14 protein-coding genes are annotated in these 12,599 nt (G+C 71.4%); 4 read left to right on the top strand and 10 right to left on the bottom strand.

Going from position 1 to position 12,599, the window contains the following annotated elements; translation table 11 throughout:
- Positions 1–13: 13 nt before the first annotated feature.
- The 10 genes from DU502_RS03870 to DU502_RS03915 all read right to left on the bottom strand — a co-directional run bounded on the left by DU502_RS03870 (position 14) and on the right by DU502_RS03915 (position 9,639).
- Positions 14–1,567: a cobyric acid synthase gene (locus DU502_RS03870; protein ID WP_121919691.1), complete on the bottom strand. Its 1,554-nt coding sequence runs from the start codon at positions 1,565–1,567 to the stop codon at positions 14–16.
- On the bottom strand, positions 1,564–3,117 hold the full coding sequence (locus DU502_RS03875; RefSeq protein ID WP_121919690.1) for a hypothetical protein: 1,554 nt from the start codon (positions 3,115–3,117) through the stop codon (positions 1,564–1,566). Before DU502_RS03875 ends, DU502_RS03870 begins: the two co-directional genes overlap by 4 nt.
- A 40-nt stretch (positions 3,118–3,157) precedes the next feature.
- The gene (locus DU502_RS03880; protein ID WP_121919689.1) at positions 3,158–3,799 is read right to left on the bottom strand and encodes a cob(I)yrinic acid a,c-diamide adenosyltransferase; all 642 of its coding nucleotides are present in this window, start codon (positions 3,797–3,799) and stop codon (positions 3,158–3,160) included.
- A gap of 108 nt (positions 3,800–3,907) precedes the next feature.
- Complete coding sequence (locus DU502_RS03885) at positions 3,908–4,642, bottom strand: adenosylcobinamide amidohydrolase (RefSeq protein WP_121920116.1); 735 nt, start codon at positions 4,640–4,642, stop codon at positions 3,908–3,910.
- Between the two features lie 5 nt (positions 4,643–4,647).
- Entirely contained in the window at positions 4,648–5,652 is a 1,005-nt protein-coding gene (locus tag DU502_RS03890; RefSeq protein WP_121919688.1) for an aminotransferase class I/II-fold pyridoxal phosphate-dependent enzyme, read from the bottom strand.
- Entirely contained in the window at positions 5,642–6,673 is a 1,032-nt protein-coding gene (locus DU502_RS03895; protein ID WP_121919687.1) for a nicotinate-nucleotide--dimethylbenzimidazole phosphoribosyltransferase, read from the bottom strand. The genes DU502_RS03890 and DU502_RS03895 overlap by 11 nt, the downstream gene beginning before the upstream one ends.
- Positions 6,670–7,212, bottom strand: a complete 543-nt coding sequence (locus DU502_RS03900) for an NTP transferase domain-containing protein (RefSeq protein WP_121919686.1) — start codon at positions 7,210–7,212, stop codon at positions 6,670–6,672. The genes DU502_RS03895 and DU502_RS03900 overlap by 4 nt, the downstream gene beginning before the upstream one ends.
- The gene (gene cobS / locus DU502_RS03905; RefSeq protein WP_121920115.1) at positions 7,212–8,003 is read right to left on the bottom strand and encodes an adenosylcobinamide-GDP ribazoletransferase; all 792 of its coding nucleotides are present in this window, start codon (positions 8,001–8,003) and stop codon (positions 7,212–7,214) included. The genes DU502_RS03900 and cobS overlap by 1 nt, the downstream gene beginning before the upstream one ends.
- On the bottom strand, positions 7,955–9,022 hold the full coding sequence (locus DU502_RS03910; RefSeq protein ID WP_121919685.1) for a CobD/CbiB family cobalamin biosynthesis protein: 1,068 nt from the start codon (positions 9,020–9,022) through the stop codon (positions 7,955–7,957). The genes cobS and DU502_RS03910 overlap by 49 nt, the downstream gene beginning before the upstream one ends.
- Complete coding sequence (locus DU502_RS03915; RefSeq protein ID WP_121919684.1) at positions 9,019–9,639, bottom strand: HAD family hydrolase; 621 nt, start codon at positions 9,637–9,639, stop codon at positions 9,019–9,021. Before DU502_RS03915 ends, DU502_RS03910 begins: the two co-directional genes overlap by 4 nt.
- A gap of 87 nt (positions 9,640–9,726) precedes the next feature.
- Between DU502_RS03915 and DU502_RS03920 the strand changes: the two genes are divergently transcribed.
- The 4 genes from DU502_RS03920 (at position 9,727) to ftsZ (ending at position 12,572) form a co-directional block, all read left to right on the top strand.
- Positions 9,727–10,446 carry a hypothetical protein gene (locus DU502_RS03920; protein ID WP_394338921.1) on the top strand — a complete coding sequence of 240 codons (720 nt, stop codon included), beginning with the start codon at positions 9,727–9,729 and terminating at the stop codon, positions 10,444–10,446.
- A gap of 68 nt (positions 10,447–10,514) precedes the next feature.
- Positions 10,515–11,021: a double zinc ribbon domain-containing protein gene (locus DU502_RS03925; protein WP_121919683.1), complete on the top strand. Its 507-nt coding sequence runs from the start codon at positions 10,515–10,517 to the stop codon at positions 11,019–11,021.
- Between the two features lie 190 nt (positions 11,022–11,211).
- Positions 11,212–11,394, top strand: coding sequence for a ribbon-helix-helix domain-containing protein (locus DU502_RS03930; RefSeq protein WP_121919682.1), 183 nt, complete (start codon positions 11,212–11,214; stop codon positions 11,392–11,394).
- Between the two features lie 2 nt (positions 11,395–11,396).
- Positions 11,397–12,572 (top strand): cell division protein FtsZ, encoded by a 1,176-nt coding sequence (gene ftsZ, locus DU502_RS03935; protein ID WP_121919681.1) that lies wholly within the window; start codon positions 11,397–11,399, stop codon positions 12,570–12,572.
- The last annotated feature ends 27 nt before the right edge of the window (positions 12,573–12,599 follow it).

Here is a 12,599-nt window from a genome sequence, read left to right on the forward strand (position 1 = left end):
CGCATCTCTCCGGTTAAACGTTCGGTCGGTCGGGCAACCCCAGCGCGTCGAGGTCGATCGGCTCGACGAGCGCCGCCGCGCGGTCGTAGGGCGACACGTCGTCGGCCGTCGCTCCGGGTCGCTCCCGCCCCGCGGCGTCGTACACCGCCTCGACGAACGCCTCGCGCGCCACCCGGTTGGCGAACAGGTCGTGGAGGTAGGTGCCCAGCACCGACCCGCGGGCCGCGCCGAGTTCGGGGCCCGTCCGTCCGTCCGGCGCTGCGAACGGCGTCCGGACCGCCCCCGTCGCTCGCGTCTCGCCGGCGTGGATCTCGTAGCCCTCGACCGTCCCCGTCGCGCCGGCGAGGGGACCACCGCCCTCGACGGTCCACGTCGCGGGTTCGACCCGCTTGTCGGTCGAAAAGCGGGTCGCGACCGGCAGGAGGCCGAGACCCGGCACGGTCCCCCGGTCGCCGGTTCCCTCTCTCGCCGCACCCTCGATCCGCTCCCCGAGGAACTGGTAGCCGCCACAGAGGCCGACGACGGGGCCGTCGACGGCGCGGAGGCAGTCGCCGAGGCCCGCTTCACGGGCGGCCAGCAGGTCGTCGACCGTGTTCTTCGTCCCCGGCAGGACGACGGCGTCGGCGGGGCGGTCGTCCGGCCCCACGCGGTCGAACTCGGCGTCGAGCGGGACGTACACGACCCGAACGCCCGGAACTCGCGCGAGCGGTTCGAGGTCGGTCGCGTTCGAGACGCGAGGGAGACGCGGGACGGCGACGGTGACCGTCCGCTCGGGTACCACACCGTCGTCCGCGCCCACCATTCTCCGTTCGCCTCGCGCCGGCAGGGCGACGCTGTCCTCCTCGGGCAGTCCCGGGTCGTCGTACGGGAGGACGGCGAGGATGGGGACGCCCGTCCGCGCCTCGACCGCTTCGATCCCGTCGTCGAGCAGGGTGCGGTCGCCGCGGAACTTCGTGATCACGACGCCGACGACCCGGTCGCGCAGGTCGTCGGGGAGGAGGTCGAGGGTGCCGACGATGGCGGCGAAGACACCGCCGCGCTCTACGTCGGCAGTCAGGAGGATGTCGGCGTCCGCGATCCGCGCCGTCTCGACGTTCGCGAGGTCGCGGTCGTGGAGATTGATCTCCGCGATGGAGCCGGCACCCTCCGCGACCACCACGTCTGCGTCGGCGGCCAGTCGGTCGTGGGCCGCGACGACCGCCTCTCGGGCGCGCGTCCACCACTCGTCGTAGTATCGACCGGCGGCGACGGTCGTCTCGGCCTCACCGTCGATCACGAGTTGGGACTCGCCGTCGCCCCGTGGTTTCAGGAGCACCGGGTTGTGGTCGGTCGTCGGCCGGACGCTCGCGGCGCGGGCCTGCACGTACTGCGAGACGCCGATTTCACCGAAGCCCGCGCCGGACGCTCGCGGCACCGCGCGGGCGTTGTTCGACATGTTCTGGGCCTTGAACGGCGCCACGTCGTAGCCGGCGTCGGCGAGGCGGCGACAGAGCCCCGCCGCCACCGTGGATTTCCCCACGTGGCTCGCGGTCCCCGCGACGAGAAGGGTCCGAGCGTCGTCGCTCACGCTCGGCCTCCGGCGAAGCGGTCGACCGGCGCCGCGAGCGCGGGTGTCGACGGCTCCCGCATGTCGCTCTCGTTCGCCTCCTCCTCGGCCGCAGCCGCGTCCACCCACGCCGGCCGCGTCACCGTCACCGGCCCCGGAACGATCCGAATCGTGATTTCGACCCGAACGTTCGGCGCCGACGTGGGGGTGTACTCGCGGTGGAGTTCCCGGACCACCCCGTCCTCGTCGACGAGCGCCCACCCCGTCACGTTCCGCGACGCCGGCCACGGATCGCCGCGGATGGCGATCCGAACCGTCGTCCCCTCGCCGACGCCGACGATCCGCGAGTCGTTGACGCTGAGATACCACCGCACGGCTCGCTCGGTTCGATCCACGATGTCACCCGTCCCCGTGCGGGATCGGATCTCGATCCGCTCGTGAGGCTCGTCACTCCCCGACCGGCGGACGTACTCGCTCGTTCCGTTCGCGTACGTCGAGACCGGGGCGACCACGCCCGACTCGTGTCTGATCGCGCCGAGCGTCCGCACCTGCGACCGGTACCGTCTCGGCGACTCCACGACCGCCCGCTCGTGGGTGACGCCCCGCAACTCCCCGTCGACGAACTCCCGGTGGGTGATCCGGAGACGGTAGGACTGATCGGTCAGCGCGGCCTCGTGGGCATCGGCGAGCGCCGACGCGTCCGTGACGCCTGTCGAATCGATGCCCGGCGGCAGCGAGCCCTCGGCCGCTTCCACCCGACGCACGCCCGGCGCGATGGGCAGTCCCTCGCGTTCCATCACGTCGGGACTCGCGGCCCCGTTCGACCCCCGTGCCGCGTCGTCGCCGTCCGCGCCCGACGACGTGAGTCCCGGTCCGACCGCGGCGACGACGCCCCCGACGACGATCACCGCCACCAGACCGACGGCGATCCAGCGAGCGGTCGGGATCGAGGTGTCGTCGTCGCCAGTCGTCGACTCCCTCGACGGGCCGGTGGGGGCACCACCATCGACTGTATCGCCCTCGGTCGCTCGTTCGCGTCGAGCCTCGTCGGTCGGCGTCCGGGTCGTGTCGTCGGTCCGCCGGTCGCCGGCACCCGTCGCCGTCGACCGGTGGCGCGTCCCGTCCCGTCGGTGTCCGCCGGTCGGGGGAGGCGCCGCAGTCGCTCCTGCCGTCGACGAGGGCGACGTGTCGTCGGCGCTTGTGGCTGTCGTCGGCCGTGCCGACGCGTCGTCCGACGATTCCGGTTCCGGGTCGTCGCCAGCCAGATCGCTCGGCTCGCAGTCGAAGAACTGCCGGAACAGGCGTTCGCGCGTCTCGCGCTCGACGGCGTACCGCACCATCTGTCGAAGGTCGGCAGCGTCGACGGTGTCGTCGGCATCGGCGTCGTCGACACCGCGACCCGCGACCCGCCGCGACTCGTCCGCGCCCGGCGGCGTCACCCACAGGTCGCCGTCGACGCGTACCGTCTCCCACCCGCGAGCGTCGTACACCGCCTCGACGAAGGCGGTCCGGTCTTCGGGGGCGAGGCCGTCGAAACAGTCCCGGAACGCCTCGCGCGACACGCGCGTCATGGACGACGGTAGGAACCGCGTAGCAAAGTCGTTGACGCGCCTAGAACTCGGTCCCCTTGCGCGCCCGCTGTCCCGCATCGATGGGGTGTCGCTCCTTTCGCACCTCGCTCACCAGATCGGCCCGGTCGGTGAGGTACGTCGGGCGGTCGTGGCCGCCGGTGCAGACGAGTTCCAGCCCCTCGGGCTTCGACTCGACGAGGTCGATCACGTCGTCGGGATCGATCAGGTCGCGGTTGGCCGCGTAGCCGATCTCGTCGAGGATCAGCATGTGAACGCCGTCCTCGGGAGCACCGTCGAGGGGGAGCGGTGCCGAGAGGTCGGCCTCGCGCGCCGCGTCGACCAGGTCGCGGGCGCGTGCCAGTCCACCCTCGGCCTTCGCAGCGTGGTCGGCGTCCTCGGTGCCATCCCTGAAACCGTGCCAGCCGTAGTGGCCGCTGTGTTCGTAGCTGAAGCCGGCAACCTGCTCGATGGCCTCGTACTCGCCACGCACGTCCTCGACGCTCTCGGCGCCGCCTTTCATGAACTGGAGCAGGTGGACGCGGTAGCCGTGGCCGGCGGCGCGAAAGCCCATACCGAGGGCAGCCGTGGTCTTTCCCTTCCCGTTCCCCCACCACACCTGTACGCGGCCGAACTCCGGAGGTGCTCGGGCTTGCGGGGCGGATGCTTCGCTCTCCTCGCTCATGCCCGCCAACTCGATCCGGCGCGGGCTTCATACTGTCGACTGTAACTGGGCCGAGAGAGTCGCCACTGCTGGATGGCGACTCTTTCGGCCGACTTACAGCCGGCAGTATCAGTGATCCGGTGCGAGCGCCGACACCGTCGCCCGGGCGTCGGTGACGACGCCCGACTCGGGGTCGTCGACGCCGTAGTCGCCGTCCGGGTAGCGCGAGGCCAGACTCGCGGCGAGGGCGTCACGAACGCACGCACGGGCCGCCGCGCCGACGGCCGTGGCGCTCCCGGAGAACTGGGCGGGGTCGCCAGCGGGGTCACAGGCCGCGACGACGGCGTCGGTCGTGGTGCCGGGGACGCCGACGCGGTCGAGGAGCGTCGCGGCCTTCGCCTCGGCGGCGACGGTCAGCAGGTTGGGGAGCGCCCCCGGCGCGAGCGCGCGAGTCGTCCCCACGACGACGTTCACGGTGCCAGCGTGGTGGTCGTCGGCGGTGGTCACGGAGTCGTCGCCAGCGCCGTGGTCTCGACGGCGTCGGTCGTGGACCGGCAGGGCGGCGGGGTTCGAGACGCCGGCGGTGACGACGGCCTCGACGGGGCCGAGTCGGGCCCGGCGGGCGTGGCGCTGGTGGACGCCCGTCAACAGCGCGGGACCGGTCGCGGCGTCGGTATCGAAGCCCGCGGCGTCAAGCCGTTCGGCGACGTAGGCGTCGAGGTCGGTCCGGTGCCACCCCTCGGGGACGGTACAGTTGTAGGCCGCGTCGGCCCGGTGTTCGCCGCCGGCGTGGCCGGTCGAGAGCCAGCGGGTGTTCGGCCGAGCGAGGCGGCAGACACCGTCGCGGACCGTCGCCTCGAACACGGCGGTCACAGCAGGGCGTCGAGGAGGCGATCGTTCTCGTTGGGCCGGCGGACGGCGACCCGGACGTGCGAATCGAGGTCGCGGAAGGTGGTCGCGTCCCGTACGACGATCCCTTCGCGCCGGGCGGCGTCGATCACCTCGCTCACCGATCGGTCGTGAACACCGAGGAGGAGGAAGGGTGCCTCGGAGGGGTAGACCTCGTACGCGGCGGCGAGGCGGTCGGCCATACGCTCGCGCTCGCGGCGCACCCGGTCGCGCGTCTCGGCGACGAACTTCGTCTGGCGGAAGCAGTACGTCCCCACGTCGGCCGCGGGCGTCGAGAGCCCCCAGACCGGCCGAGCGGCGTCGAGTCGCTCGCGCAGGCCGTCCGTCGCGACGGCCAGCCCGGCCCGAAGTCCGGGCAGGCCGAAGATTTTGGTCAGCGACCGCGCGACGATGACCCCGGGTTCGCCAGCGAGCGTCCGCCGGTCGGTGAAGTCGAGAAACGCCTCGTCGACGACGAGAACGGTGTCCGCGGCGCGGCACTGCTGGGCGAACGCCAGCAGGTCGGCCTGCGGGTAGCCGTCGCCAGTCGGATTGTTCGGGTTACAGACGACGACTACGTCGTACGGCGACGGGTCGGTCCCGAGGATTCGGTCGTGGGCGATAAACGTCGGATCGACGCCCTGCAGTCGCACCTCGCGTTCGTACTCCGCGAAGCTCGGTTTCGGGAGGAGTGCATCGTCGCCCGTCTCCAGTGTCACCTCGAACGCGAGGCGGAGCGCCCCGATGCCGCCGGCAGTCGGGGCGACGTTCAACGGTTCACACCCCAGATACTCTCCTGCGGCGGTCCGGAACTCGCAGTAGTCGTCGCCGGGATACTGTGTCGCGGCGCCGTACGCCGATTCGTAGACACCCGCGATGCCCCGTGGTCGCTCCGGATTCGTGTTGGCACTGAAATCCAGGAGCGTCGAATCCGACGCCCCCCCATGTGGCACGCGCGGTACGTCGGCCACGGCGTCAGGGTCCATGCGAGTCGATAAGACGCTCCATTACCTCAAGCGTTCCGTCGGCAACGCGCCCGAGCGCGCCCGCACGCTCGGCTAGCCGGAGCGCACCGCCCATACCCGCACCCTCCTTCGCTTCCCCCGCGGCGTAGCGAGCGAGCGCGTCGTCCCGCCCGGCGAAGCCGGGGTCGGTGACGACGAGGTCGCAGTCGAGGGCCTCGGTCGCCGCCGACAGATCGGCATCGGCGGCGACGTACGTCGTCGCCGCGACGGTCAGCGGCGCTGCGACGCCGGCATGACGGAGCAGCGCGGCAGCGGCGAGCATCTGTGTCCCGCCACCGAGCACCACCTCGGTCCCCGACTCCAGTGCCCCGGCGGTGAGTCCGGCGACGACCGCCAGCACCGGGTCGCCCAGAAACCGGACGGCGAGTTCCGGGTGGTAGGCCGCCTCGCCGGGCGCAACGTCGCTCGCCTCGAACGCGGCGTCGATCACCTCCCGTTTCAGGTCGAGCGGATTCTCCGGCAGCGACGACGAAACGGTGATACCGACGGCTTCGCCGTCTTCTCGAGGTGTCTTCGACACCTCGCTGACCCCGAGCGCCCGACAGACCCCGAGTGCGGTCGTAGTGCCGCCGGGAATCGTCTCGCCGATCACGAGTTCGTCGTCGGGGAGCGCGCGCCCGAGGTCGCGGGCGGCGACCCACGCCCCCGGCGCGGTCGGCACCGGATCGACCTCGCGCACGTCGCGGCCGGGTTTCGCGCCCACGTCGACGGTCGGTGCTCCGGTCGGCTTGGCGAGGCCGGCGTCGACGACGAGCGTCTCGAATCCGACCGCCTCGCGGACCGCGCGGGTGACGGCCGCGGGCGTCGGACATCCCGTCGGACTCACCGGAACCTCCGGTGCGCGCACCAGACGGCCGTACTCGATCAGTTCCGCGTCGGCGCTCGGCGTGTGGGGCAGGAGGTTGGGGTCGGCACCGGCGGCGCTGATGCCGTCGATCCGCGCCGTCGCCGTCGTTCCGGCGACGAGGACGAACCGCGTCACGACAGCGCCTCCGCAATCTGCAGGTCGCGCGGGCGATTCACGTTCACGGCGAGTCGGGCATCGTCGCTGACGTATATGTCGTCGTCGGTTGCCGCGACGACGTTGATCCCGGTCGGCGCGAGTTCGCGTCCGTCGCGCTCGAACGTCGTGTCGACGCTCACCCCTAGCCGCCGCTTCAGGTCGACGGGTACTGCGACGGCGAGCGAGTCCTCCGCCCGAGCCAGCACGCGATTCACCGACTCGGTGGTGAGGAGGGGTACGTCGGCGGCGACGGTCAGCGCCGGACGGCCGATCCGGTCCAGCGCGGCCGAGAGGTCGTCGACGTATCCGTCGCCGGGCGTCTCGACGACCGTGATGCCCGGATTCGACTGTAGATGCGCGCGCGTCCCGGGCGCGTGCGGCGAGACGGCCGCGTACACGCGGTCGACCCGACTCGCGGCGAGGGCGTCACACACCCGGTCGACCATGGGCGTTCCATTCACCGCAACGAGCGGTTTTTCGACCGCTCCGCCGAGTCGTGTCCCTTTCCCGCCGCACATCACCAGAGCGTCCACGCGATCACCCCCGCGTGCAGCGCCGCGATCCGGCCGAGTTCGTTCGCGGCACCCAGCACGTCGCCGGTGATGCCGCCCAGCCGACGCGTTCCCCATCGGCCGACGAGGAGGGCGACGAGCGGGCCGGCGACGAGTGTGGCGGCGAGCGCCGGCCCGCTCCCGCGGGGGGCGGCCAGCGCGGCGGGGACGGCGGCGACGACCACCGGAAGCAGGGCGGCGCTGTCGGCTTCCCCGACGACCGCCGACCCTAGCCCCTCGTGACCGGGCGTGCCGAGGGCGACGAGCGCCGCCATGCCGACCTTGGCGCTCACCTCCGCCGCGAGGACGAGACGGACGGCGACCCGCGGGCCGGAACCGGCGACGCCGAGGCCGCCGAGCGCGAGGGCGACGAGCGCGAGTCCGACCGCGAGCGCGCCGCCGACGCCGGTCTGTGAGTCCTTCAGGACCGACCGCCGGTCCGCGTCGGCGCCGTGGACCGCGGCGGCGTCGCCACAGTCCGCGAGACCGTCGACGTGCGTGACGCCGGTGACGAGATAGAGCGCGACGAGATAGCCCGCGACCGCCGTCGAGACGGGGAGTGGCGCGAGGAGCGGAAGGGCGGCCAGCGCGCCGACGACGTAGCCGGCGACGACGAACGCGACGGGCGTCCGCCGGAAGGCGTCCCACGCCGCTTCGTCGCCGCCGACGGGCAGGCGCGTCAGGAAGGCGAGCGCGCCGCGCACGGCCGTCAACACGCGGCGATCACCCCCACGGCCGCCAGCCCGAACGCCAGCCATCCGGCCCGTGAGACGACGGCGACGCCACGCTCGGCGGCCGCGCGCGTCGGCAGGTCGTCGGACCCCGTCCGACTGTCACCGGCTTCGCTCACCGGACTGCGTCCGGTGGTCTGAGGGACGTCGTCCCTCTCTGCCCGAGGCGTCTCCGACGCCTCGCTGTCGCCGGACCGTGTCCGGCTTCCGGCGGTGCGTCGCACCTCCTCGTCCGGGGACCGTCGATCCTCGATCAGGTCGTACGCGCCGGGCTTGCTCAGCCGAACGCCCAGTACGACGGCGAGCGTCGCCATCGGCCATCCGGCGTTGGGTGAGGCGGGTCGGCGAGCGAGCGGACGGGCGCGGCGGAGGGCGTCGGGCCGCCCCGCGGCGACGGCCAGCAAGCCAGCGCTCGTGCGTGCGGGAATCCACATTACCACGTCGTCGAGGCGGGCGGGCGCCCAGCCCATCGGCACCGAGCGGTAGCCGAAGGTGGAGTCGAGGGTGTTGACGGCCTTGATCCACGCCGCGGCGCCCGCGGCCGCCGGGAGCGAGAGCGGCGCGAGGAGGGCGAAGCCCGCGAGTGGGGCGACGAGGCCGTCGCTCAGGTTCTCTGCGGCGCTCTCGACGGCGGCGCTGCGCACCTCGCCCGCGGAGAGGGCGGCGGCGTCCCGGCCCGCGAGCGAGCGCAGGCGCTCCCGCGCGGCCGCGAGGTCCGTCTCGCTCGCGGCGACGACGGCGCGTGCCTCGTCCAGCAGCATCCGCCGACTGGTCGAGACGAAGCAGGCGAGGCCGGCGAGGGCAGCGCCGACGAGCGGGTCGAGTCGCATCCCGAGGGCGACGACGACGGCGACGACGCCCGCGGCGGCGAAGGGGACGAACAGTGCCGTGGCCACTCCGGCCAGTCGCGGGTGGGACCATTCGCGGTCCAGTGGGCCGAGCGCCCGGCCGAGCCACGCGACCGGGTGGAGGGACGCGGGGGGTTCGGCGACGAGGCGGTCCCCAACCGCGGCGAGGGCGACGCTCCCGGCGGCGAGGAGGGTCACGGCCCGCCCTCCAGCGCGTCGTCGAGGGCGGTCAGCGGTGTGTCGGACACGTCGACGAACCGTCCGCCGATGGCTTCGATGCCGCCGTCGGTGTCGGGGTCGTCGCCGACGTGGACGAGTCGTTCCACCGCGACGCCCAGGTCGGCCGCCACCGTCTCGAACGGGCGGGGATGCGGTTTGCGGAAGCCGCAGGCGGCGCTGGTGACGACGGCGTCGAAGGCGTCGCGGAGGTCCGCGCGGACGAGCGTTCGCGAGACGAGTTCCGGCACGCTACAGTTCGAGCAGAGACCGACGGGGCCGCGTTTACGGGCGGCGGCGAGGGCGGCGTCGACGCCCGGTCGGCGGCGCACGTCGGGGTCGAACGCGGCGACGACGGCGCGTCGGACGACGGTGTCGGACGCGTCGACGCCGCGGCTCCGGAGCGCGGCGGCGACGTGGGCGGGGAGGGGGAGTTCCGCGCCGTCGGGCGTGTCGATGTGCGGGGTGCGGTAGGCGGCCGTCCAGTCGTCGGGGACGGTGACACCCCGGTCGCGAAGCTCTCGAGCGACGGCGTCGGCCGGGTTTGCGGGCATCTCGGCCGTCACGAGCGTCCCGAAGAGGTCGAACGACACGGGCACGCTTTCCGCTCGGTGTGGAGGCACTTTAAGCATCGTCGTCGCGGCTCCGAGGGGTACGGTTACGTCGTTGTCGGCCCAGATCCGACCGTGACGGTCGCCCGCCTCCGCTCGCTCTCGACGCCCGCCGACGCCGCCGACTGGTACGCGGCGGGGCGCGCGTACACCCGGCGCGTCGCCGAAGGGATGGATTTCGACGGCGTCGACCGGATCGACGGCGCGGACGTTGCGGCGACGCTGCGGACCGATCCCGCCGGGCTGTCGCCCCGCGAGGCCGAGTCGGTGGTCGGCGTCTTACTCGGCGATGCCGTCTACTCGGAGCCGTTCTGCGCGTGGATGCCGACGTGGTACGAACTCGCGGTGGTGCCGCTCGCGCGGGTGCTCGAACGGCGCCTGCGAACGATTGCTCGCGAGGTGGCGGCGGCGACGGGCGTGGTCGTGACGGCTCCCCGGCTCTCGCGCCCGCGTGACACGCTCGTGGCGGGCCGGTCACCGCTTGCGGGCGTGTCGGGCTTTCGCGAGCGGTTCGTCCTCGCGGCGGCAGTGACACACGTCGAGTGGTTCGGGCACGCCGCCGCGGCGGACGGTATCGACGTGCCGGCGGCGTTGCTCGACCGTACGCGGCGCGAGACGCTCGCGTACTACGCCGGGATCCGCCCGACGCTGTCGCCGCGAGTTCGCCGCTTCCAGCACCTCCTCTTTTCGGACGACGACTGGGTGCGCGACGTGGACGCGGCGTACGGCCTCGATAGCTGGTTGTTCGCGCTGTGGGCGCGGTTGCTCGGCGCGGAACGCCGGCGGTTGGCGTAGGCCGTCCGACAGACATCCGTCAGACACGCACGAAGGTTTCAAATATTGGGGGTGCGTGACAGGGAACGATGAGCAAGATCACGTTCCGCGCCGACGACGATCTCGTCGAGCGACTGGAGGCGTTCGACGCCTCCAAAAGCGAGGTGATGCGCGAGGCGTTGCGCACTTACCTCGACGACGCGGAGCGTGACGAGTCGTCGAACACCGGATCGGACGGGCTCGAAGCGATGCTCGCGGAGTACGCGTTCGCAGCGCGCGAACCACCGGAGATCAACGTAAACGTCACGGTGGACGGCGAGACGGCGGAGCCGTCGGACGTGTCCGTCGACCGCGAGGCCGACCCGACGGCGCGTAAGACGGAGCGTGACACGGCCGAGGGGACGACGGGATCGCACAACACGTGTTCGCAGTGTGGCGAGGAGATGTCGGCGGGGCACGTCTACTGCCCGAACTGCGGCGAGAAGGCTACACACCGCGTGTTCTGCGACTGTGGCGACGAGCTTCGATCCGACTGGGCGTTCTGTCCGAGCTGTGGTCGTCGCACCCCAGCGGCGGACGTGCTCGACCGGCCGTAAGGCACTCACACCGGTTTGTCTTACAACGGCCGTTAATTTTATAAGGTATTGGTCTCTTGGTATGTCCGCGTAAGACGGTCGTCTTACAGGGTCGCCGGCCACGGGGCGCAAACCCCGCTGTCGGCCGGTTCAGCCGTGTAAGACAGCATACGGGGCGATGCCCCGCCCGTCTTACCGGGGGAATGCAACAATGGAGCGTGTGACACTACGAATTCCGAAGCAGCAGATCGAGGAGGTCGAACAGATGGTCGAGACGGGAGAGTTCCCGAATCGAAGCGAAGCCATCCGCTCGGCAGTCCGCGAGATGCTCAACGAACAGAGCGAGTCCCGTGACGAGAAGCGCAACCGTAACCGCGGCTGGGCGAAGGTGTGACGATGCAGGGATTCGTCCAAGACGCCATCGAGCGCGAGGAGGCCGAACAGCGGGACGCCGACGAGGACGACTCGTTCGGCGACCCGCGCATCGTCATCGTCGGTGCGGGTGGCGCCGGCAACAACACCGTCAACCGCCTGTACAACATCGGCGTCGACGGTGCGGAGACGGTCGCCATCAACACCGACAAACAGCACCTGAAGATGATTGAGGCCGACACGAAGATCCTCGTCGGCAAATCGCTGACTCAGGGGCTCGGTGCCGGTGGCGACCCCTCGATGGGTGAGCGTGCGACCGAGATGGCCCAGGGGACGATCAAGGAAGTCCTCGGCGAGGCCGACCTCGTCTTCGTGACGGCCGGGATGGGCGGCGGTACCGGTACCGGCGCCGCGCCCGTCGTCTCCAAGATCGCCAAAGAGCAGGGCGCCATCGTCGTCGGCATGGTGTCGACGCCGTTCAACGTCGAGCGTGCTCGCACGGTGAAAGCCGAAGAGGGGCTGGAAAAGCTCCGCGGCGAAGCCGATTCGATCATCGTCCTCGACAACAACCGCTTGCTGGACTACGTGCCCAACCTGCCCATCGGCAAGGCGTTCTCCGTGATGGACCAGATCATCGCCGAGACCGTCAAGGGCATCTCCGAGACTATCACGCAGCCGTCCCTGATCAACCTGGACTACGCGGACATGTCCACGATCATGAATCAGGGCGGCGTCGCGGTGATGCTCGTCGGCGAGACGCAGGACAAGAACAAGACACAAGAGGTGGTGAGCGACGCGATGAACCACCCCCTCTTGGACGTGGACTACCGCGGTGCGTCCGGTGGACTCGTCCACATCACCGGCGGTCCCGACCTCACGCTGAAAGAGGCCGAAGGCATCGCCAACAACATCACCGAACGACTGGAGGCGAGCGCCAACGTCATCTGGGGCGCGCGCATCCAGGAGGAGTACAAGGGCAAGGTGCGGGTCATGGCCATCATGACCGGCGTCCAGAGCGCCCAGGTCCTCGGCCCGTCGACGCAGCGACAGGCCGAGAAGTCCCGGCGCAGCCTCAACGGCGAGGATGTTTCGGAATTCGATGCGAGCGACAATGTCGGTCAGGATCAGCGATCCTGGTCCGACGGCGGTCGTGACCGCAATCAGGTCGAACAGCGCAACGGCATCGACGTGATCAAGTAGCGACCGCGACGGCTTTTCGTCGACCAA

The organism is Haloplanus aerogenes, assembly GCF_003856835.1.
Classification (GTDB): Archaea; Halobacteriota; Halobacteria; order Halobacteriales; family Haloferacaceae; genus Haloplanus; species Haloplanus aerogenes.